The sequence below is a fragment of the Microbacterium sp. genome, assembly GCF_047606685.1.
Classification (GTDB): domain Bacteria; phylum Actinomycetota; class Actinomycetes; order Actinomycetales; family Microbacteriaceae; genus Microbacterium.
On sequence record NZ_JASGEC010000051.1, the window covers coordinates 42809 to 64844 of the forward strand.

At 71.0% G+C, this 22036-nt stretch carries 19 protein-coding genes and 1 pseudogene; 5 read left to right on the plus strand and 15 right to left on the minus strand.

The genetic code is table 11. From position 1 onward, the window contains the following. Positions 1 to 111 precede the first annotated feature (111 nt). Positions 112 to 1278, minus strand: coding sequence for a cysteine desulfurase family protein (locus tag QM611_RS05910; protein ID WP_415078977.1), 1167 nt, complete (start codon positions 1276 to 1278; stop codon positions 112 to 114). 56 nt (positions 1279 to 1334) lie between these two features. On the opposite strand from QM611_RS05910, the gene glgX reads away from it, so the two are divergent. From glgX to glgB, 3 genes are all read left to right on the plus strand, one after another. Next, positions 1335 to 3428, plus strand: a complete 2094-nt coding sequence (glgX, locus tag QM611_RS05915; RefSeq protein WP_415078978.1) for a glycogen debranching protein GlgX — start codon at positions 1335 to 1337, stop codon at positions 3426 to 3428. Positions 3429 to 3523: 95 nt separating this feature from the next. Next, positions 3524 to 5554 (plus strand): maltotransferase domain-containing protein, encoded by a 2031-nt coding sequence (locus QM611_RS05920; protein WP_415078994.1) that lies wholly within the window; start codon positions 3524 to 3526, stop codon positions 5552 to 5554. Beyond that, on the plus strand, positions 5551 to 7701 hold the full coding sequence (gene glgB / locus QM611_RS05925) for a 1,4-alpha-glucan branching protein GlgB (RefSeq protein ID WP_415078979.1): 2151 nt from the start codon (positions 5551 to 5553) through the stop codon (positions 7699 to 7701). Before QM611_RS05920 ends, glgB begins: the two co-directional genes overlap by 4 nt. Positions 7702 to 7712: 11 nt before the next feature. On the opposite strand, the gene QM611_RS05930 is transcribed toward glgB, so the two are convergent. Together QM611_RS05930 and QM611_RS05935 are read right to left on the minus strand one after the other, a co-directional pair. Next, positions 7713 to 8645, minus strand: a complete 933-nt coding sequence (locus tag QM611_RS05930) for a tetratricopeptide repeat protein (protein WP_415078980.1) — start codon at positions 8643 to 8645, stop codon at positions 7713 to 7715. Continuing rightward, positions 8642 to 10432, minus strand: a complete 1791-nt coding sequence (locus tag QM611_RS05935) for a glycosyl transferase (RefSeq protein WP_415078981.1) — start codon at positions 10430 to 10432, stop codon at positions 8642 to 8644. Before QM611_RS05935 ends, QM611_RS05930 begins: the two co-directional genes overlap by 4 nt. Before the next feature lie 170 nt (positions 10433 to 10602). On the opposite strand from QM611_RS05935, the gene QM611_RS05940 reads away from it, so the two are divergent. Further along, positions 10603 to 11670, plus strand: a complete 1068-nt coding sequence (locus tag QM611_RS05940; protein ID WP_415078982.1) for an AI-2E family transporter — start codon at positions 10603 to 10605, stop codon at positions 11668 to 11670. A gap of 76 nt (positions 11671 to 11746) precedes the next feature. Here QM611_RS05940 and QM611_RS05945 read toward each other — a convergent pair whose 3' ends face one another. The 9 genes from QM611_RS05945 to rpsB form a co-directional block, all read right to left on the minus strand. Next, positions 11747 to 12469 (minus strand): alpha/beta hydrolase, encoded by a 723-nt coding sequence (locus tag QM611_RS05945; RefSeq protein ID WP_415078983.1) that lies wholly within the window; start codon positions 12467 to 12469, stop codon positions 11747 to 11749. Continuing rightward, entirely contained in the window at positions 12466 to 12750 is a 285-nt protein-coding gene (locus QM611_RS05950; protein WP_415078984.1) for a hypothetical protein, read from the minus strand. The genes QM611_RS05945 and QM611_RS05950 overlap by 4 nt, the downstream gene beginning before the upstream one ends. Before the next feature lie 10 nt (positions 12751 to 12760). Continuing rightward, positions 12761 to 13441, minus strand: a complete 681-nt coding sequence (locus QM611_RS05955) for a transglycosylase SLT domain-containing protein (RefSeq protein WP_415078985.1) — start codon at positions 13439 to 13441, stop codon at positions 12761 to 12763. 46 nt (positions 13442 to 13487) lie between these two features. Further along, positions 13488 to 14069, minus strand: a complete 582-nt coding sequence (locus QM611_RS05960; protein WP_415078986.1) for a DivIVA domain-containing protein — start codon at positions 14067 to 14069, stop codon at positions 13488 to 13490. Next, positions 14066 to 15106, minus strand: a complete 1041-nt coding sequence (locus QM611_RS05965; RefSeq protein WP_415078987.1) for a phosphatidate cytidylyltransferase — start codon at positions 15104 to 15106, stop codon at positions 14066 to 14068. The genes QM611_RS05960 and QM611_RS05965 overlap by 4 nt, the downstream gene beginning before the upstream one ends. A gap of 7 nt (positions 15107 to 15113) precedes the next feature. Continuing rightward, entirely contained in the window at positions 15114 to 15668 is a 555-nt protein-coding gene (gene frr, locus QM611_RS05970) for a ribosome recycling factor (protein WP_415078995.1), read from the minus strand. Between the two features lie 40 nt (positions 15669 to 15708). Further along, entirely contained in the window at positions 15709 to 16428 is a 720-nt protein-coding gene (gene pyrH, locus QM611_RS05975) for a UMP kinase (protein WP_415078988.1), read from the minus strand. A gap of 86 nt (positions 16429 to 16514) precedes the next feature. Further along, complete coding sequence (gene tsf, locus QM611_RS05980; RefSeq protein ID WP_415078989.1) at positions 16515 to 17342, minus strand: translation elongation factor Ts; 828 nt, start codon at positions 17340 to 17342, stop codon at positions 16515 to 16517. 107 nt (positions 17343 to 17449) lie between these two features. After that, entirely contained in the window at positions 17450 to 18412 is a 963-nt protein-coding gene (gene rpsB / locus QM611_RS05985; protein ID WP_415078990.1) for a 30S ribosomal protein S2, read from the minus strand. 299 nt (positions 18413 to 18711) lie between these two features. Between rpsB and QM611_RS05990 the strand changes: the two genes are divergently transcribed. Further along, entirely contained in the window at positions 18712 to 19248 is a 537-nt protein-coding gene (locus tag QM611_RS05990; RefSeq protein ID WP_415078991.1) for a murein hydrolase activator EnvC family protein, read from the plus strand. Between the two features lie 194 nt (positions 19249 to 19442). Here QM611_RS05990 and QM611_RS05995 read toward each other — a convergent pair whose 3' ends face one another. The 3 genes and pseudogenes from QM611_RS05995 to QM611_RS06005 all read right to left on the minus strand — a co-directional run. Further along, positions 19443 to 20366, minus strand: coding sequence for a tyrosine-type recombinase/integrase (locus QM611_RS05995; protein WP_415078996.1), 924 nt, complete (start codon positions 20364 to 20366; stop codon positions 19443 to 19445). Positions 20367 to 20547: 181 nt separating this feature from the next. Beyond that, positions 20548 to 21771, minus strand: coding sequence for a DNA-processing protein DprA (gene dprA / locus QM611_RS06000; protein WP_415078992.1), 1224 nt, complete (start codon positions 21769 to 21771; stop codon positions 20548 to 20550). Further along, positions 21768 to 22036, minus strand: a pseudogene (locus QM611_RS06005) (ATP-binding protein); the annotation flags it as partial. The pseudogene QM611_RS06005 and the gene dprA, both read right to left, overlap by 4 nt.

Below are 22036 nucleotides of genomic sequence, written 5' to 3' on the forward strand. Positions count from 1 at the left end.
ATCTCCTGATCTCGCGCAGTCAGGACGATCTGGCGCAAAAACGTCCTGACCACGCGAAATCTCCTGATCTGGGCAAACCTTCGCGGGGCGCGCCCAGGAGCAGCGCCCGGTTCAGCGCGCCGAGGCGGCGCGCGCCCGCTCGACGGCCGCCGGCAGTGCGGCCAGCAGCGCGTCGACGTCGGCGGCGGTGGACGTGCGGCCGAGCGTGAGGCGCAGCACTTGGCGGGCCTCGGCATCCGTCCTGCCCATCGCCCGCACGACGTGCGACGGCTCGGGCACTCCGGCCTGGCACGCCGAGCCCGTCGAGACGGCGATGCCCTCCTGGTCGAGGAGGAACAGCAGCGTCTCCCCGGCCGCGCCGGGGAACAGCACGTGCGCGTTGCCGGGCAGCCGGCCATCCGGGTCGCCGAGCAGCACGGCGCCGGGCACGGCGCCCCGCACGCCGGAGACCAGCCGGTCGCGCAGCGCGCGCAGCCGCTCCGCCTCGCCCGCCAACTCCGCGACCGCCAGCTCCGCGGCCACCGCGAACGCCACGGCGCCGGCGACATCCTCGGTGCCCGGCCGCAGCCCGCGCTGCTGCCCGCCACCGTGCAGGATCGGATGCAGCCGCGCCTCGCGCGCGACGACGAGCGCGCCGGCGCCCACGGGCCCGCCGAGCTTGTGCGCCGACAGGCTCATCGCCACCAGCCCGCCCTGGCCCGGCTCGGCCCGCAGCGCGCGGAACGACACCGGCACGTGCCCGAACGCGCCCACGGCGTCAAGATGCAGGGGAACGGATGCGGCGGACGCGAGCGACGCGAGCAGCCCCACCGCGTTCACGGTTCCCACTTCGTTGTTCGCGACCAGCGCGGTGGCCAGCGCCGCCCCCGGCAGCGCGGCGCCGAACGCGTCGGGCAGGATGCCGCCGTCCGCCGCCAGGCCGACCCCCCGCACCATCGCCCCGGCGTGCTCCGCGAGCCACGCGACCGTGTCGAGCGTCGCGTGGTGCTCGCCGTCGGGCAGCACGATGGCGTCGGCGCCCAACCGGCGCGCCGACCACAGCCCCTGGATCGCGAGGTTCGCCGACTCGGTGCCGCCGGAGGTGAAGACGATCTCGGTGGGGTGGCAGTCGGCCGCCGCGGCCAGCCGCTCGCGGGCGTCCTCGAGCAGCCGCCGCGCGTGCTGGCCCGCGCCGTGGATCGACGACGGGTTGCCCGCCGCCTCCGCAGCGGCCAGCCACGCCTCGCGCGCCTCTTCGCGCAGCGGCGTGGTCGCGGCGTGGTCGAGGTAGACCGTCATCCGAGCCCCGTCCGTGTCGTGTGTGTCGTGCCGCCGTCGCAACTACTGTAGGACGCATGCTGTCTCCCGAGCCCGTCACCCGAACGGCCGGCCTGCACACCGCTGGGCTGCTCAGCCCCGACCTCGACGACCTCGGCGTGCGGCTGGGTCCGGACGGGGGAACGCTGCGCGTGTGGTCCGAGAACGCCGACGCCATCGAGCTGCTCATCTTCGACGACACCGACCTCGACTGGATCGTCGAGGCGATCCCGCTCCAGGCGTCGCCGTCCGGCGTGTGGCAGACGACGACGCCCCGCCTCGCGCCGGGCGTGCGCTACGCGATCCGCGTCGCGGGCCCGCACGGGCCCGGCAACATGTTCAACCCGCGCTCGCTGCTGCTCGAGCCGTACACGCGTGGCCTTGCCAGCGGCGGTTTCGAGGACTGGCGCTCGGTCGTGGTCGACGGCTCGTTCGACTGGGGCGGGGTGCGCAAGCCCGCCATCCCGCTCGATCGCACGATCCTCTACGAGGGCCATGTCAAGGGGCTCACGAAGCGGCATCCCGACATCCCGCCCGCCCTGCACGGCACGTACGCCGGCCTTGCCCACCCGGCGATGATCGAGCACCTCGTCGGCCTCGGGGTCACCAGCGTCGAGCTGCTCCCCGTGCACGCCTTCGCCTCCGAGCCCCGCCTGCTCCAGCATGGCCTCAGCAACTACTGGGGCTACAACACCCTGAGCTTCTTCTCGCCGCACGCCGGCTACGCGTCCGAGGCGAACCGCCGGGAGGGCGCGGAAGCCGTGCTGCGCGAGTTCAAGGGCATGGTCAAGCTCTTCCACGAGGCGGGGCTGGAGGTCATCCTCGACGTCGTCTACAACCACACCGCGGAAGAGGGCATCGGCGGACCCCGCACGAGCCTGCGCGGCATCGACAACCGCCGGTACTACCGGCAGACCGACGACGGCCAGTACATCGACGTCACAGGATGCGGCAACTCGCTGAACACGGCGACGGATGCCGCAGCGCGCCTCGTGCTCGACTCGCTGCGCTACTGGGCCGAGGACTGCCAAGTCGACGGCTTCCGCTTCGACCTCGCCACCACGCTGGGGCGCGACGAGCACCACGTGTTCACGCCCGACCACCCGCTGCTGCGCGCGATCGTCGACGACCCGGTGCTGGCCGGGGTCAAGCGCATCGCCGAGCCGTGGGATGTCGGCCTCGGCGGCTGGCAGACCGGCAACTTCGGACCGGGCTGGAGCGAGTGGAACGACCGCTACCGCGACCGGGTGCGCAACTTCTGGCTGAGCGACGTCGACTACGCCCGCCGCGCCTCCACCGCGCCGGTGGGCGTCGGAGGGTTCGCGACGCGGCTGGCCGGCTCGGCGAACACGTTCAGCGCCGAGCGCGGGCCGCTGGCGAGCGTCAACTTCGTGACCGCGCACGACGGGTTCACGCTGCACGACCTGGTCTCGTACGACGTCAAGCACAACCTGTCCAACAGCGAGCACAACCGCGACGGAGCCGACACGAACCGCTCGTTCAACCACGGCGCGGAGGGCCCCACGACCGACGAGCACATCCTCGCCACACGCCGCAAGGCGATGCGCAACCTGCTCGGCACGCTGCTGCTGTCCTCGGGCATCCCGATGCTCACCGCCGGCGACGAGTTCGCCCGGTCGCAGCGCGGGAACAACAACGCGTACTGCCACGACTCGCCGTTGACGTGGCTGTCGTGGGAGCACGAGCAGTGGCGCGACGACCTCGCCGAGCACGTGCGCACGCTCATCCGGGTGCGCCAGGAGAACCCGGCACTGCGCCCCATCCGCTTCGCGCACGAAGGCGAGCGCGTGCCCAGCGCGTCGGTGATGGACTGGTTCGACGAGAACGGCGAGACGATGTCCAGCGACCGGTGGACCAACCCGGCGCACCGCACGCTGCAGTACGTGGCGGCATCCACTCCCGAGTTGGAGGCGTTCAACCGCGTCCTGCTGGTCGTGCACGGCAACGAGAGCCCGATCGAGGTCACGCTGCCCGCGATCGACGGCGTCGAGCGTTTCGCGTCGCTGTGGTCCAGCGCCGAAGAACGGCCGGCGCACACACGCGCCGCGCACGCGCCAGGAGACACGCTCTCGATCCCCGGAGCCTCGATGCATCTGTTCCGCGCCGAGTGAGCCTGCAACCCGGCCCGCGCTCGTTGTAGGTTCGACACGTGGCCCCCGCACAGCAGAAACGTCCCGCGCCCCCGCTTTGGCGAAGCGCCACAGCAATTCCCGTGCGCCCCGCCGCGCCCTGGCGGTCCTCCCCGCCGACGGCGACCGGCCGCATCCCGGTGACGGCCCTCGGGCCCTCGGTTCCGGGCGGCAAGTTCCGCCCCAAGGCGTTCGTCAGCGAGGTTGTCCCGTTCCAGGCCACAGCCTTCCGCGAAGGCCACGACATCATCGGCGTCCACGTGCGGCTGTTCTCGCCGTCGGGCGACGAGTCGCTGCACCGGCTCACGCCCGTCGGCGACGGGTTCGACACGTGGCGCACCGAGGTCGCCGTCCTCGAAGAGGGGGTGTGGCGGTTCCGCTTCGAGGCGTTCGCCGACGACTTCGCCACGTGGCAGCACGCCGCCGACCTCAAGATCGCGGCGGGGGTCGACACGGCGCTGATGCGCGAGATGGGCGCGCTCCTGTTCGATCGCGCGGCCGCGGAGAAGTCTCGCCCGAAGAGCGAGCGCACGGCGCTCGCCGCCGCCGCGGCGCGCCTGCGCGACGCCGCCGTCGACGACCAGACGGCCCTGCTGACCGTGCGCGACCCGGCGATCGGCGCCCGCTTCGCCGAGCGCCCGCTCGCGTCGCTCGTGACGCTCGGCGACGAGCACGAGCTGCTCGTCGAGCGCGAGCGGGCGGGGGTCGGAGCGTGGTACGAGTTCTTCCCCCGCTCGGAGGGCGCCTACCGGCGCACGGACGGCACGGTCGTCAGCGGCACGTTCCGCACCGCCGCGAGGCGCCTTCCCGGCGTCGCCGGCATGGGCTTCGACGTCGTCTATCTCGTCCCCATCCACCCCATCGGCCAGACCAACCGCAAGGGGCGCAACAACTCGCTCGAGGCGCAGCCGGGCGACCCCGGCTCGCCCTACGCGATCGGCGCCGCCGACGGCGGCCACGACGCGATCCACCCCGAGCTGGGCACCGAGGCCGACCTGCAGGCGTTCATCCGCGCCGCGCGCAAGAACGGACTCGAAGTCGCGATCGACATCGCGCTGCAGGCCTCGCCCGACCACCCGTGGGTCGCCGAGCACCCGGAGTGGTTCACGACGCTCCCCGACGGCACGATCGCCTACGCCGAGAACCCCCCGAAGAAGTACCAGGACATCTACCCCCTGAACTTCGACAACGACCCGGAGGGCAGCTACGCGGAGATGCTCCGCGTCATCCGGCACTGGGTCGAGCGCGGCATCAAGATCTTCCGCGTCGACAACCCGCACACCAAGCCGCTGCAGTTCTGGGAGTGGCTGATCGCGACCGTGAACGCGGACGCCCCCGACGTGATCTTCCTCGCCGAGGCGTTCACCCGCCCGCGCGTCATGCAGGCGCTCGCGCAGGTCGGCTTCCAGCAGAGCTACTCGTACTTCACGTGGCGCAACACGAAGGACCAGCTTGAGGAGTTCTTCACGTCGGTGTCGCACGAGACCGCCGACTACATGCGGCCCAACGTGTTCGTCAACACGCACGACATCCTCACCGAGTACTTGCAGTACGGCGGTCGCCCGGCGTACAAGATCCGCGCCGCGATCGCCGCCACCGCCGCCCCGACCTACGGCGTGTACGCAGGCTACGAGCTGTTCGAGAACGTCGCCCGGCCCGGCTCCGAGGAGAATATCGACAACGAGAAGTACGAGTTCAAGTTCCGCGACTGGGAGGGCGCCGAGGCGGCCGGCGACTCGCTGGCCCCCTACCTGCGGCGCCTCAACGAGATCCGCCGCTCGCACCCCGCGCTGCGCCAGTTGCGCAACTTCAGCGCGCACTGGAGCGACGACGAGGCGATCCTCGTGTACTCGAAGCACCTCGACGCGGCGTTCTCGCCGACCGGCCGCTCCGACACGATCATCGTCGTGGTCAACGTCGACCCGCACTCGGCTCGGCAGACCATGGTCCACCTCGACACACGCGTGTGGGGGGTCGAGCCCGGCGCCCCGTTCCTCGTCGAAGACCTCGTCACCGGGTCGCGCTGGACGTGGACCGACCACAACTACGTTCGGCTGGACGCCTTCGACGAACCCGCCCACATCCTGCACGTCAAGGAGTCGCGATGAGCACCGTCGACGATGTCACGCTCAACCGGGTCTCCAGCGGCTCGCACCACGCCCCGCACGACGTCCTCGGACTGCACGAGTCCACCGACGGCACGGGCCGCTCGGTGTGGGTGGTGCGCGCGCGGCGGCCGCTCGCGGCATCCGTCACCGCCGTCTTCGCCGACGGCGAGCGCGTGGCCCTCCAGCACGTCAAGTACGGCGTGTGGGAGGGCGTGCGCGACGGCGGAGCGGGCTCGTACGTGCTGGAGACCGCGTACGACGGCGCTCCCGACTTCGTGACGGACGACTCGTACCGGCACCTGCCCACCATCGGCGAGCTCGACCTGCACCTCATCGCGGAGGGGCGGCACGAGGAGTTGTGGCGTGCGCTCGGCGCGCACGTGCGCTCCAGCGACGGCGTGCCGGGAACCGCGTTCACGGTGTGGGCGCCCAACGCGCAGGCCGTGCGGGTCGTCGGCGACTTCAACCGCTGGGACGGCCAGGGGCACTCGATGCGCTCGCTCGGCTCGACCGGGGTGTGGGAGCTGTTCGTGCCCGACATCGGCGTGGGCACGGTCTACAAGTTCGAGATCCTGACGCGCGGCGGGCACTGGATCCTCAAGGCCGACCCGATGGCGCGCCAAGCCGAGGTTCCCCCCGCCACCGGCTCGATCGTCACCGAGTCGTCGTACGCGTGGGAGGACGGGGAATGGATGTCGGCGCGCGCCACCGCGACGCCGGTGTCGCGCCCGATGGCCGCGTACGAAGTGCACTTCGGGTCGTGGCGGCCCGGCCTGTCGTACCGCGACGCGGCCGACGAGCTCATCGCCTACGTGACCGGGCAGGGCTTCACGCACGTCGAGTTCCTGCCGTTGGCCGAGCACCCGTTCGGCGGGTCGTGGGGCTACCAGGTCACCGGCTACTACGCCCCGACCAGTCGGTTCGGCACGCCCGACGACCTGCGCTACCTGATCGACCGGATGCACCAGGCCGGCATCGGCGTGATCATGGACTGGGTGCCCGGGCACTTCCCCAAAGACGCGTTCGCGCTGGCGCGGTTCGACGGCCAGGCGCTGTACGAGCACCCCGACCCGCGGCGTGGCGAGCACAAGGACTGGGGCACCTACATCTTCGACTACGGCCGCAAGGAGGTGCGCAACTTCCTCGTCGCGAACGCCCTGTACTGGTTCGAGGAGTTCCATGTGGACGGGCTGCGCGTGGATGCCGTGGCATCCATGCTCTACCTCGATTACTCGCGCCGCGAGGGCGAGTGGGAGCCGAACATCCACGGCGGGCGCGAGAACCTCGAGGCGATCGGGTTCCTGCAGGAGACGAACGCGACCGCGTACAAGCGCTACCCGGGCATCGCGATGATCGCGGAGGAGTCCACCAGCTACTCGGGCGTCACCGCCCCCACGAGCGCCGGCGGGCTCGGGTTCGGCTTCAAGTGGAACATGGGCTGGATGAACGACTCGCTCGAGTACATCAAGCGCGACCCGATGTACCGCGCCTACCACGAGGGCGAGCTGTCGTTCTCGTTCGTGTACGCCTTCAGCGAGAACTTCGTGCTGCCGATCAGCCATGACGAGGTCGTGCACGGCAAGGGGAGCCTGTTCGGGCGGATGCCGGGAGACCACTGGCAGAAGCTCGCGAACACGCGCGCGTTCCTCGCGTACATGTGGGGGCACCCGGGCAAGAACCTGTTGTTCATGGGGCAGGAGTTCGGCCAGCTGTCGGAGTGGTCGGAGGGGCGCAGCATCGACTGGTGGCTGCTCGACCAGCCGGCGCACCAGCAGCTGCTCGCGTTCGTGCGCGAGCTGAACGCGGTGTACCGCGACAACTCGGCGCTGTGGGCGCGCGACTCCGACGGCGCGGCGTTCTCGCGCCTGGGCGGCCCGACGTGGAACCCGAACGTCATCGCCTTCGCCCGGCGCGACCACCATGGCAACACGGTCGCCGTCGTGTGCAACTTCGCCGGCGTGCCGATCGAGAACTACATCCTGGAGCTGCCCGAACACGGTGTGTGGCGGGAGATCCTCAATTCCGACGCGCAGCAGCACGGCGGGTCGGGGGTCGGCAACTTCGGGGCTGTGCATACCGGCGACGACAGGCGCGCGACCATGGTGCTGCCGCCGCTCGGCGTGCTGTGGCTGAAGCACAGCAGCTGACCCGGCTCGAGTCAGAAGAGCAGGGACGCGAGGCGCGCACGAGCCCGCACCACGCGCGGGTCCGCATCGCCGACAAGCGAGAACAGCTCGAGCAGGCGCTCGCGCACCGGCCCGCGCTCGTCGCCGGGCAGCGCTGCGAACAGGTCCAGCAGGCGGGCGAACGCGTCGTCCACGTGGCCGCCCGCGACATCCAGGTCGGCCACCGCGAACTGGGCCGACGAGTCGAGGGGCGCGGCGGCGGCCGCGGCGCGCGCCTGCTGCAGGTCGAGGTTCTGCACGCGGTGCAGCAGGCGCACCTGGGCAAGCCCCGCGCGGGCGTCGGCGTCGTGCGGGTTCTCGCCAAGCGCCCGCTCGTACGCGTCGATCGCCCGGGCGTAGTCGCCCGCCTCGATCGCGTCGAAGGCCTCGGCGTGCAGCGGTGGCAGCTCCGGCTCGGCCGGATCGGCATCCGCCGCCTGCTCCGCCCCGTCGACGGCCACCGTGCCGGTCACGCCGTTTTGCGCAGCGACCTGCAGCAGCTGCGCGAACACCTCGCGCACCTGCTGCTCGGGAACCGCCCCGGTGAACAGCGGCACCGGCTGCCCGCCGACGAGGGCCACGACCATCGGAATCGACTGCGCGCGGAACGCCTGCGACAGCTGCGGGTTGGCGTCGACGTCGACCTTGGCGAGCACGAGTCGCCCACCGAGCTCGACGACGACCTTCTCCAGGATCGGGCTCAGCTGCGTGCACGGCCCGCACCACTGCGCCCACAGGTCGATGACGACCGGAACCGTCCGCGACAGCTCGAGCACCTGCGGGAACGTCTCGTCCGTGACATCCATCACGAGCGAGGGCGCGGATGCCGCGGCGCCATCGGCTGTCTCGTCCGGCGCGGGGCGATTGCGCAGCGAGGAGAGGTCGACGGCTCCGCGCAGAACGGCGCCGGGGTGGGGCTCGCTCATTTCTTCTTGATCACCGCCGCGGAGAGGATGTTGGAACTGTAGCCGAGCAGGCGGATCTTCTCCGACGAGCCCTGCGTGGGAACGTAGAAGAACAGCTGGTCGCTGAAGGTCGTCGTGAACCCCGTCGCCGACTGCGACACTCCCGCGAGCGCCTTGACGGTCGGGTTGTCCTTGAGCTTGATCACGGCGTCCTCGTTGGTCGCCTTCACCGTGTCCGTCTCGTGCAGGTGCACGGCCACGATCGCGCCGCTCTCCAGCGTGGCCAGGGCGAGCGGGGGCGTGTCGGCCGGCTTCGACGTGAACGTCAGCTCGCCGGTCTTCTTCCCGGTCTTGTTGAAGGCCTTCAGGCGCTCTTCACGGTCAGCGGCGACGCTGGAGTGGAAGTGGTCGTTGGCGAGGTCGAACATCGCCGCGTACGTGCTCTTCTCGCCCTTGTTCAGCACGTCCGCGTACGCCTTGGCGAGCTTGCCCGGCTCCATCACGAGGAACGGCGAGTCGGGCTGCACCTGGATCGCGCCGATGTCGGCGGGCGCCACCTGCGGCAGTTCGGCGGCCGCCTCGAGGTTCGCGAGGTAGCTCACCTTGTATTTCGACCAGGGGTCCTCCTGCGTCATGAGCATGATCGTCGGGGCGACCGTCTCGTCGTCCTTGTCGAGGACGATCGACATGACCGTGCGCGGCCAGCCGTCGAACTGCTGCGGAAGGAGGATCGCCAGCGGCTTGGACGGGATCGCGGCAGGGGCCTCTTGCCCCTTGACCTTGTCGCGGAGCGTGTAGTTCGTCTCGCGCTCAGCGAGCGCGGGCCCAGTCAGCCGCTGTGCGGCGGCCTTGGCGTCTTTCTCCTCGTCCGCCTCGGCGACCGTCTCCGCCACCTCCGCGATGATGCGCTCCGCCTGCGGCTCGGTCACCGCCGGCTGCTGCTGCCCTTCTGGCACGATCACGGTCTCCGACACGCTCGGGCTGGGCGACGCGCCGGCGCCGAACTGGGGCCACGCGTCGGCCGAGCAGCCGCCGAACAGCAGCGCCGAGACCGCGACAGCGGGCGCCACAACGAATCCGCGGCGGCCCGTCGTGATGGCGCGGCGACGGCGGCCGGCGCTGATGACGCCCTTCTGCGCCGCGTCGTCGGCGACGTCGATGGCCTCGGTGGGGGGCGCCGGCAGGCCCTTGCGACGCGGGCCTCGAGAGCGACGGACGTGGCGGATGCCGAGCACCCACAAGACGACGCCGATGAGCAGGAACAGCCCCCCGAGCACCATGAGCGGACCCGCCCACGGCGTGGAGTTGCTGATGGGCGTGGAGACCGAGATGTCGGACGGGGCCGGCGCCGTGCCGTCCGAGGCGATGAGAATGCTCATCGTCTCGGGAAGCTTCAGCGGCAGCGTCAGCTCGCCCTCTTCTTCGAACTGGTCAAGCCACAGGTCGGAGACGGCGGGGTTGTGCTCGGACGCCTTCCCGTCCTCGGGCGTGTTGTCCACCTGCTCGACGACGGTCTTGCCCCCGCTGAGCACCACGTGGTTGTAGCTGGAGTCGGACAGCCACCCGACCATGTCGACGGTGCGCCCGTAGGCGGCAAAGACCTGGTCGGACCCGCGCACGACGAGCGTCTGCGCGCCGGAGGTGGTGGCGAGCACGGCTCCGTCGATGAGGGTGTACGGCAGGTCGCCCGAGACCTCGAACTCGGTCTGCGCCGTCTTTGGTCCCATGAACACCGTGCGCTGGGCGATGCCCGCGCCGATGCACGCGGCGGCGAGGAAGAAAGCCACCACGGCCCACACAAAACGCACGCGAAAGTCTCCATCCCACGACCCGGCGAGTGCCGCTCGGGTCTGCACACTCGACGTTCCAGCGTAGCGAGCCGACCTGAAAGACACCATGGAGGGGGTGGCGGCACGGTCCGGAAGGCTCGGGCGGATATCCTGACGGGACGACTGGATGCTTGCGCGATCGGAGTGCGATGAAGTTCACGAACCCGTTTCGGACGGCGTTCGTCGCAACGCTCGGAGTCGGCCTCGGCGTTGTGCTGATCGGCAGCGTCCAGACGCTGTCGACGATTCTGCTCTACATCGGCACTGCGCTGTTCCTCTCGCTCGGCCTCGACCCGATCGTGGGCTGGCTGGAGCGGCGGAAGCTGCCCCGGTGGGCGGCGGTGCTGGTGACGGTGCTCGGCGTGCTCGCCATCTTCGCGGGGATCGTGCTCATGGTCGTGCCGATCATCGTCAGCCAGATCAGCCAGCTCGTGGGCACGGTCCAGGACTTTCTGCAGAGCCGCACGTTCCCCCAGTTCGTGGAAGACGTCAACGGCTGGCTCGCCGGCGTCTTTCCCGGGATATCGCCCGGCTTCCTCACCGAGGCGCTCACCAACCTCCAAGAGTGGCTTCTGGCCAATCTGGACTCCATCACCAGCAGCGTGATCAACGCCGGCTTCGGCCTCGTCTCGGGCCTGTTCGGCGCCTTCATCGTGCTGATCCTGACCATCTACCTGACAGCGTCCACGCCGTCGCTCAAGCGGGCCGTGTACCAGCTCGTGCCGGCCTCCAAGCGCGACCGCTTCACCGGCCTCGCAGAGCAGATCACCGACTCCGTGGGCTACTACGTCATGGGCCAAGTGACGCTCGGCGTCATCAACGGCGTCCTCAGCGCGATCTTCCTCGCGATCATCAACGCCCCGTTCCCCGCCGTGCTCGCGGTGGTGGCATTCTTCTTCTCGCTGATCCCGCTCGTGGGAACGCTCACCGGCTCGACGATCATCGTGCTGACGTGTCTGGTTCCGGGCGTGGGCTCGCCCACCACCGCGCTCATCGCGGGCATCTACTACCTCGTCTACATGCAGATCGAGGCATACATCATCTCCCCGAGGATCATGAGCCGCGCGGTGTCGGTGCCGGGGGCGGTCGTCGTGATCGCCGCGCTGTCCGGCGGAGCCCTCCTCGGCCTGCTGGGCGCGCTGATCGCGATCCCGGTCGCCGCGAGCATCCTCATCATCTACCGCCAGGTGGTGATCCCGCGGCAGAACGAGCGCTAGCCCTTCGACAGGCTCAGGGACCGCTTCGACAGGCTCAGGGACCGCTTCGACAGGCTCAGGGACCGCTTCGACCCGGTCAGGGACCGCTCGGCCACTCGGTCGGCAACGGCAGCGCCGCCGGGTTCACCACGCCCACGATCTCGCTGAGCACCCGCAGCGTCTGCTTCTCGCCCACCCACAAGTGCCTTCCCCCTTCGACGGGGATCAGCGTCGCGTGCGGGATGGCGGCGAAGCGCTCGGCCGCCTCCGCCGGGCGCAGGTAGTCGTCGAGCTCGGGCACGAGCACCACGATGGGGCGCTCGTCGCCCGCCCATGCCGCAAGCTCGTCCGGCGTCGTGCGGTGCAGCGGGGGCGAGAGCAGCACGACGCCGTCGACCTCGTGCTCGCGGCCGTGTTTGAGCGCCAGCTCGGTGCCAAACGACCAGCCGACGAGCCAAGGATGCGGCAGCGAACGCTCGCGCACGAGGTCCATCGCCGCCGAGACGTCGAAGGCCTCCGCCCGGCCGCCGTCGAACGCGCCCTCGCTCGTGCCGCGCGGGGAAGCGGTCCCCCGCGTGTTGAAGCGCAACACCGCCAGATCGGCGAGGGCGGGCAGGCGGGCCGCGGCTTTGCGCAGGATGTGCGAGTCCATGAAGCCGCCCGCCGTCGGCAGGGGATGCAACGTCACCAGCGTCGCGACGGGGTCGCGCGACTCGGGCAGCGCGAGCTCGCCGACGAGGGTCAGCCCGTCTGCCGTGCGCAGCTCGATCTCCTCGCGTCGAGCGGGCAACTGCACAGCGCCGCGGATCTCGATCGTCATGCCGTCCTCCAACAGCCCGTGTGCCAGTGCCGCCGCGCAGCGAGGTCTGCCGCGTCGCCCAGCACGCCATCCGCCCGCCAGGTCACGACGTGGGCGATGCCGGGAGCGATGTCGCGCCCGCATCCCGGGCAGCGGTACACCTTCTGCGCTCGCCGCGCGGAGACGGGCTGCACGGTCCACTCGCCGCCGCGTCGCGTCTCCGCGCGCGCGAACCCGGCGAGAAACCGGTCGAGCGAGTCGTCGGACGGCGGTTGCGAGCGTCTCCGATGAGCGCGGGGCATGCTGCGCTGCTCACCACCAGTGGTTGCTGGTCCAGAAGGCATACGCCGCACCCCAACTGCCGTAACGGCCTTTCGCATAGCCGTCCGCCCACTTGAGGTTGTCGACCGGGTCGTAGCCGTTGCCGGGCACCTTGCTGCACGGCAACGCCTGCACGAGCCCGCACGCGCCGGAGGAGGCGTTGGTCGCGTTCGGATTCCAGCCGCTCTCGTGCTTGACGATGTAGTCGACGTATCCCCAGTCGCTCTCCGCGATGCCGGCGGCGCGCAGCCACTCGGTCTTCGACCCGCCGCCCGTGTACAGCGCGGTGGTCCCACCGGACTCGGTGGCCGTCGGGGTAGGCGTCGGCGTCGGCTTGACATACACGGCGTAGCCCTCGCGCTGCAACGACACTTTCGCGGCCTCGTCGAGGGGCTGGATCGACTGCGCGGAGTCGACCGCGCTCGCATACAGCGACGAGGAGGCGGGGACGGGCTCGGCGATCGCGGCGCCCATCGGCCCGACGTACGCCGCGGCAAGACCGAGAGCCGCGAACGCGGCGAACACGCTGACGACCCGGTGCTGGCGCGACCACCGCACGTTCTCGCGGGCCCGCGCGGGAACCGGCTCCACATCGACCGCCGCGTTGCCCGCGGCTCGCGCAGCTCGCGCGGCGCGCCGGGTGGCGGGGACAATCCTGTCGGGCACAGTCACAATGCCGCGATTCTACCGACGGAACCTGGATGCGGCATCCGCGCCGTCAGCCCACCGCGAGCATGACCTCGACAACCGCGTCCAGCAGCGCATCCACCTGCTCCTCGCGGTAGCCGCGGCGCTGCATGCGGAAGGCGGCCTGCCGCACTTGGTCGGCGGTGACCGGCTCGCCACGCTCGAAGTAGCCGATCAGTTTTCGGGCCACGAGGTCGACTTCGTCGATCCGGTAGCCGTACCGAAGCCCGCCCGCCCGGTCGAAGCGACGTCCGTCCGGCCGGCCCAGCCGGTCCAAGATCTCCTGAGCGCTCCCGCGCGCGCGCTCCACCCAGCCCTCGACACCGACGTCGGCGATGCCGTCTTCGCGCTCGCGAGCCGCAAACGCGTCCTCGATGCGCCCCATCGCGGCGTCCACGGCCACGATGGAGTAGCCGTGCTTGACGATCGGGAACGTCGCCTCGCGGACGGTGGCGCTGGTGACCTCCGAGCCGGTCCCGCCCTCGAAGGCGGCACGCGCCCCGGCGAGGAAGGCGTCCACCGCGCGCTTCTCGTAGCCCTTCTGCCTGCCGACGGCGTCAGGGAACATGGCCGGCGCAGCGGGCTCGGCGTCGTGGAGCTGATCGGATGTCATGAGACCCCCAACGGTGAGAAGAGGAAGTACAGCGCCAACGCCGGCACCGTGGAGAGCAGGATGGAGTCCAGCCGGTCGAGCACACCGCCGTGGCCGGGCAGCCACGAGCTCATGTCCTTGATCCCGAGGTCGCGCTTGAGCATCGACTCGCCGAGATCGCCGATGGTCGCCGACACGAGGATCGCGGCGCCGAACACCGCGCCGCACCACAGCGGCAAATGCAGCATGAACTGGGCAAGCAGAAGCCCGGCGCCGACGGCGGCCACGACCGCGCCCGCGAAGCCCTCCCATGTCTTCTTCGGGCTGATGCGCGGCGCCATCGGGTGCTTGCCGAAGGAGATTCCCGCGATGTAGGCGCCGGTGTCGGCGGCAACGGCGACGATGATGAACGCGAGCACCCACCACTCGCCGCTGTCCTGGCGCAGCAACGCCACGCACACACTGGCGAGGAAGGGGATGTAGACCTGGATGAGCACGCCGGCGAGCACGTCTCTGAGGACGTTTCCGTAGACGCGTCCGTCCTTCGCCGACATCTGCGCGATCAGGCGCCAGACCACCACCACGGCAATCGCCGCGAACAGGATCACCCAGTGCAGGGCGTGGCCGACGAACACCCCGGAGAGCACCAGGAGCGATCCCATCGCCACCTGCGGCGCGAGGTCGACCCGGCGGTCGTCCGCCTGGAACGCGCGCACCAGCTCGATGGTGCCGAGCACACATGCGGCCAGTGCGAGCGCGACGAACACCCACTTCAAAAAGACGAGGGTGGCGATGACCACTCCGCCGATGGCGAGTCCGATCACGATCGCCACGATCAGGTCGCGGCCGGTACGCTGCTTGATCCGCTCGTTGGCCTCCTCGAACTGCTCGCGCGCATGCGCGACTTGGTGCTCGATCTCCGAGCGCGCCGCGCGCACCGACTCGTGGAACACCGCCGTCGGGTCGTGCGCGCCGGCGTCGCGCTGGCGTGCGATCGACGCCTCTCGGCGGGTCAGCGGAGGCTGTGGGTCCGGAGTGCCGTCAGCTGGTGGGGACATGGAGGCGTCAGACCTCGAGCAGCTCGGCCTCTTTGCGCTTGAGCGCCTCGTCGATCAGGTCGACGTGCGTGCGCGTGAGGGCGTCCAGTTCCTTCTCGGCGCGAGCGACGTCGTCCTCGCCGATCTCGCTCTTGAGCTCGTCGAGGTCGTCCTTCGCCTTGCGACGGATGCCGCGCACGTGCACCTTGGCGTCCTCCGCCTTGGAGCGCACCAGCTTGACGAACTCCTTGCGGCGCTCCTCGGTGAGCTCCGGCATCGACACGCGGATGATGTTGCCGTCGTTCGTGGGGTTCGCGCCCAGGTTCGGCGCGTCGCGGATCGCCTGCTCGATCGCCTTCAGCGCCGACTTGTCGTACGGAGTGACCACGAGCATCCGCGCTTCCGGATTGTTCAGCGACGCCAGTTGCGCCAGCGGTGTCGGCGAGCCGTAGTAGTCGACGAGCAGCTTCTGGAACAGCTGGGGATTGGCCCGCCCTGTGCGCACCGTGGCGAAGTCGTCCTTCGCGCCCTCGACGGCTCGGTCCATGCGAGTAGTGGCATCGGCCAGCACGTCCGCGATCACGGTCACTCCATTCGTCAGGTTCAAGGCTCGATTCTACGGCTCAGGCCGTGACGAGCGTGCCGATCGACTCGCCCAGGAGCGCCCGCGTGACGTTGCCCGTCGGCTCCATGCCGAACACCCTCATATCCATGCGATTGTCCATGCACAGGCTGAAGGCCGTGGAGTCGACGACCTTCAGGCCTCGCTGCAACGCCTCGTTGTAGGTGACGCGCTCGAGCCTGACGGCGGACTGGTCCTTGTTCGGATCTGCCGTGTAGACGCCGTCGACGCCGTTCTTGGCGACGAGCACTTCCTCCGCGCCGATCTCGAGCGCCCGCTGCGCGGCGACCGTGTCGGTGGAGAAGTACGGCAGCCCGGCTCCCGCGCCGAAGATCACGACCCGGCCCTTGGCGAGGTGGCGCTCGGCGCGGCGTGGAATGTACGGCTCGGCGACCTGCGTCATCGCGATGGCCGACTGCACTCGGGTCGCCGCGCCCGCCTGCTCGAGGAAGTCCTGCAGAGCGAGGGCGTTCATGACGGTGCCCAGCATGCCCATGTAGTCGGCGCGGCCGCGATCCATCCCGCGCTGGCTGAGCTCGGCGCCGCGGAAGAAGTTTCCGCCGCCGACGACGACCGCAACCTCGACACGGTCCACCGCCGCGGCGATCTCGCGCGCGATCTCGCTGACGATGTCGGGATTGACTCCGAGCTGTCCCCCGCCGAAGGCCTCGCCGGACAGTTTCAGCAGAACGCGGCGGCGGCCGGTCGCTTCGTGGCTCACGTGAGTCCTCTTCTCGTCACAGTACAAACTAGTGGGCCGACAAGGCAGAGGCCCGCACCGTGGTCGATGCGGGCCCCTCCGGCGGCTTAAGCGCCGACCTTGAAGCGGGCGAAGTCAGTGACCGTAATGCCGGCGTTTTTCGCGACCTGAGCGACCGACAGCTTGTTGTCCTTCGCATAGTCCTGGTCGAGCAGGGCGACCTGCTTGAAGAAGGCGTTCACGCGGCCTTCGACGATCTTCGGCAGCGCGGCCTCCGGCTTGCCCTCGTTGCGGGAGATCTCGGTCACGATCTGACGCTCCTTCTCCACCTCGTCCGCCGGCACGTCCTCGCGCGACAGGTACGTCGGGTTGGCGAACGAGATGTGCTGCGCGATCGAGCGGGCGGTCTCGGCGTCGTCCCCGGTGTAGGCGACGACAACGCCGATCTGGGGCGGCAGGTCCTTGCTCGTCTTGTGCAGGTAGACCTCGAACGCGTCGCCGGCCAGCGTGCGGGCGCGGCGCAGCACGACCTTCTCGCCGATGATGGCAGCCTCGTCGGCGATGAGCTGCTCGACGGTTGCGCCGTCCGCCGCGGCCGCCAGGGCGGCATCAGCCGAGTCGGCGCCGGCGGCCGCCGCGGCGTCGGCGACCTTCTCGGCCAGAGCGATGAACCGCTCGTTCTTGGCGACGAAGTCGGTCTCGCACGCGAGCTCGACGAGAGTGACGGAGCCGTCCTGCTCGCGCGCGACGACGAGGCCCTCGCTCGTGGAGCGGTCGGCGCGCTTGGCGTTGCCCTTCGCGCCCTTCAGGCGCAGGATCTCGACGGCCTTCTCGAGGTCGCCGTCGGCCTCCTCGAGCGCCTTCTTGGTGTCGACGAGCCCGGTGCCGAGCTGCTCGCGCAGCGCCTTGATGTCGGCGATGGTGAAGTTGGCCATATCTGGCGTCTCCTTGCCCTGGATCGTGTCCAGTTCAGTGTTGCGTGTGTGTCTGGGGGATGCCGCGGCGAGGCCGCTGTGCGCGACCTCGCCGGGTGGAGTGCGTCTTAAGCTTCCTCGGCCTTGGCCTCGGCGTCGACGGCCTCGGCCGGCTCGTCCGCGGCGGCCGCAACGGCCTCGTCGTGCGCTTCGGCGCCCGCGGCGTCGGGCTCGGTCACAGCCTGCTCTTCGGCGGCCTGCTCTTCGGCGACGACCTCGGCCTCGGCCTCGGCGGCATCCGTCGCCTGCTCCGGCGCGGCCTGCTCAGGCGCGGCCTGCTCGAGCAGCTCACGCTCCCACTCGGCCAGCGGCTCGGCGTCCTCGGCCTCGTCGGCGGGCTGGTGGCGCTGAATGAGGCCGTCCGCCGCGGCGTCCGCGACGATGCGCGTGAGCAGCGCGACCGAGCGGATCGCGTCGTCGTTGCCCGGGATCGGGTACTGGAAGTCGTCGGGGTCGGCGTTCGTGTCGAGGATGCCGATCACTGGGATGCCGAGCTTGCGCGCCTCGTCGATGGCGAGGTGCTCGCGCTTGGCGTCGACGACCCACAGGGCCGACGGCGTCTTGCTGAGGTTGCGGATGCCGCCCAGCGACTTGTGCAGCTTGTCGAGCTCGCGCTTTTTCAGCAAGAGCTCCTTCTTGGTCAGGCCGCTCGATGCCGGGTCGTCGTAATCGAGCTCCTCGAGCTCCTTCATGCGGGCGAGGCGCTTGGACACCGTCGCGAAGTTGGTGAGCAGCCCGCCCAGCCAGCGCTGGTTCACGTAGGGCTGGCCCACGCGGGTGGCCTGCTCGGCGAGCACCTCTTGGGCCTGCTTCTTCGTGCCGACGAAGAGGATCGTTCCGCCGTGGGCCACGGTCTCCTTGACGAACTCGTACGCGCGGTCGATGTACGCCAGCGACTGCTGCAGGTCGATGATGTGGATGCCGCTGCGCTCGGTGAGGATGAAGCGCTTGACTTTCGGGTTCCACCGACGCGTCTGGTGTCCGAAGTGAACGCCGCTGTCCAGCAGCTGGCGGATGGTGACGACGGCCATGGCCGTTCTCCTGTTCTTGGCGCGTCCGCGCCGGGTTGCGGTTGTTCCGCCTCGTCGTGCGACGGGCGAGCCTAGTGCCCGGCTCACGCCCACTCGCCCCGTGCGGGGAGAGACCGTTGGGAGTGGATGCCGCCGCCCTCGCGGAGGGCGGCTCTGGGCACGCGTAGTCACCCCGCGAACGGAGTGCTCGTCCAGTGTATCAGCCGTGCCTTCCTGCACAGCCTCGCGCGGCGGGCCGGCATTCCACAATCGCCCCGATCCCGCGCCCGCGGTCGTGACGGCGGGCGCACCCTGGACAGATGGCGAAGACATCCTCTCCCCTCCGCGCGTCGCTCGGCGCCGTCGTGCTGGCCTGGTCGCTTCTGGTGTCGGGGGCGGCCGCGAGTGCCGACGACACCTCGGAGACCGCGCGCATCGAGACCGCCGAGAAGTGGTCGTGGCCGGTCGAGTCGCCCTTCCGAGTCGACCGGCCGTTCATCGCTCCGGCGCACGAGTACGGCCCCGGCCACCGCGGCATCGACCTGCTGCCGCTGGCGGGTGGCGACGACGTGCGGGCGCCGGCGAGCGGCGCCGTCGCGTTCTCGGGCCAGGTCGCCGGCCGCGGCGTGCTGACGATCGACCACGGCGACGGCCTTGTCACCACGCTCGAGCCGGTGGAGTCGGAGCTGGAGCCCGGTGCCGCGGTGGCCCGTGGCGATAGCGTCGGAACGCTATCGGTGGGCGGGCACGCGCTGCCGGGGCGCGTGCACTTCGGCGTGCGGCTGCACGGCGAGTACATCAACCCGCTGCTGCTGTTCGGCGGACTGCCGCGCGCGGTGCTCCTCCCCTGCTGCTGAGGTGCGCGCGGCCCAGGCCGCGGCGCCGTCCCTGCCGAGGTGGCTGGCGGCCTCAGCCCGCCCTTCCCGAAATCTCCTGATCTCGCGTAGTCAGGCCGATCCGCCGGAAGACGCCCTGAGCACGCGAAATCCCCTGATCTGGCGAAACTCAAGCGGTCGCCAAGGCGGCGCGAGCAGCCCGCGGCGCCCGCCCGTCACGCCCGGGGGTGGGCGAGCCGGTAGGTCGCGGCGAGGCGCTCGGCGGAGACGTGGGTGTACAGCTGGGTCGTGCCGAGGCTAGCGTGCCCGAGCAGCTCTTGGACGGTGCGCAGGTCCGCCCCGCCGTCGAGCATGTGGGTGGCGGCGGAATGCCGCAGGGTGTGCGGCCCGACCGCCGACGAGCCCAGCGCGGGGCCGACCTCGCGGGCGACGACGTCGTACACGGCGCGAGGCGACACGCGGCCGCCGCGCGCGCCGAGGAAGAGGGCGGATGCCGCGCGCCCGGGGCCGACGTCTTCCGCCCGGCGCGCGGCAAGCGGCGGACGCCCGCGCACGAGGTACGCGTCCAGCGCGCGGCGCGCGGGCTCGCCGAACGGCACGACCCGCTCCTTCGCGCCTTTGCCGAGCACGCGCGCCGTGCGGCGCCCGAGGTCGAGGTCGTCGAGGTCGAGCCCGCACAGCTCGGCCACGCGGATGCCGGCCGCGTACAGCAGCTCGACGATCGCGTGGTCTCGCAGCGCGAGCCCGTCGCCGCCTGCCGCCCGCGCCGCCAAGGCCTCGAGCACGCCGCTCATCGACGGCGCCGTCGCCACCTTCGGCAAGGGCCGGCCACGCTTGGGCGTCACCAACCGCAGCGTGGGATCGACCGCGAGCATGCCCTCCTCGACCGCCCAGCCGAAGAAGCCGCGCGCCGCCGCGGCGCGCCGCGCGAGCGTCGACCTCGCGTCGCCGCGTTGCGTCGCGCGCCACTGCCACTCGCGCAGGTGCTCGAGCTCCACGTCCTCCAGCGGCATGTCGTCCGCAAGCGTGCGCGCAAGGTCGCGCAGGTCGGACGCGTACGCGCGGACCGTCGCGGGCGAGAGCCTCCGCACGCGCGCCGCGTGGAGCGTGTACGCGTCGATCGCCGCGGCGAGGTCCATGCGTCCCAGCATGCCCGCGTTTCGCGCGCGGGATCGCGCACCTGTTCGGCGTGCCGATCTCGCGTTCCCGAAACATCCTGATCTCGCGCAGTCAGGACGAGCTCGCCGGGAACGCCCTGACCGCGCGAACGTTTCTGATCTGGCCAAAACGGGATAGGTGGTCCGCCGTGTGTCGTCTCGCCTACGGCTGGCGGGGCGACCGGGGGCGCGACCCGGCAAGACGCCATCCGCGGTCGATGCTCTCCACCCTTCCCTCGAGCGACAGCAGGCCGAGCAGTCCCTCGGCGTCGGCCACCGACATCCCGCTGCGTCGCGCCACCTCTGTGACGCTGCGCGGCGCGCGAGGGCCGAGGGCATCGAGCACCCGCGTGCGGTCGTCGGTGCGCGGGGAGCCCTCGACCCGGCGCGAGGGCGGCGTGGCGCCGAGCATCTCCATCACGTCGTCGGCGCCGGTGACGCACGTCGCGTCGTTCTCGCGCAGCAGCCGGTGGCACCCGGCCGAGGCGGCGCTCGTGATCGGGCCGGGCACCGCGCCCAGAGGCCTTCCCAGCTCGGCAGCGTGGTGCGCCGTGTTGAGCGATCCGCTGCGCCATCCCGCCTCCACCACGACGACAGCGCCCGCCAGCGCGGAAATCAGCCTGTTCCGCTGCAAAAACCGCCATTTCGTGGGCGTCCCGCCGCACGGCGCCTCGCTCACGACCGCCCCGCCCGAGGCCGCGATGCGCTCGATGAGGTTCGTGTTCCCCGCCGGGTAGGGCCGGTCGGCCCCTCCCGCCAGCAGCGCGACCGTCAGCCCGCCCGCGGCGAGCGCCGCACGGTGCGCAGCGCCGTCGATGCCGTAGGCGGCTCCCGACACGATCGCCACGCCGCGAGACGCCAGCTCCGCGGCGAGGTCGACCGCGACGTACTCGCCGTACCCCGACGCGGCCCGAGCGCCGACGAGGGCGACCGCGGGCTTCGCGTCGGCCATCGCCTCGAGCCGTCCGCGCACCCACAGGCACAGCGGCGCGTGGTCGCCGAGGTCGCGCAAGGCGGCGGGCCAACGCTCGTCGCCCGGGACGAGCAGCCGGATGCCGGAGCGCGCCGCCGTCTCGAGCGCGCCGACCACGGCGTTCGCAGCCATCCGCGGCCGCCAGCGCTCGAGCGCGGCCGTCCACTCGCGGCCCCCGATGCCGGCGGCCCTCGGGACGCGGGGGTCGGGCGCCCGCTGCTGCACGGCGCGCACCGCGACGACGGCCCCGTGCGCGTCCACGAGTTGCCCCGCGACGCGGTCGCCCGGCTCCACGAGGCAGCTCCACATGGCGCGGGCGACCAGCTCTTCGGCGAGCCCGTCGTTCGCCGGGCGGTCGCACACCGCCGCCGCCCGGTCGCGCCAGGCTGGGTCGCTCGGGTCGAGAACAGTCATTGCATGATCCCCTTCTTCATGAACAGCGCCCGGCCGATGTCGTGCACGGTGGGCGCGGCGTGGCCGGCGAGGTCGGCAATCGTCCACGCCAGTCGCAGAGTGCGGTCGTACCCGCGCAGCGTGAGCGCGCCCCGGTGTAGCGCCGCGTCCAGCGGCCGACGCACCACGGGAGGCAGCGCGAGCGGACCCTGGCGCAGCCACGGCCCCGACACCCGGGCGTTCACGCGCCACGGCGTCTCGCGCAGGCGCGCCGCGGCGCGCTCGC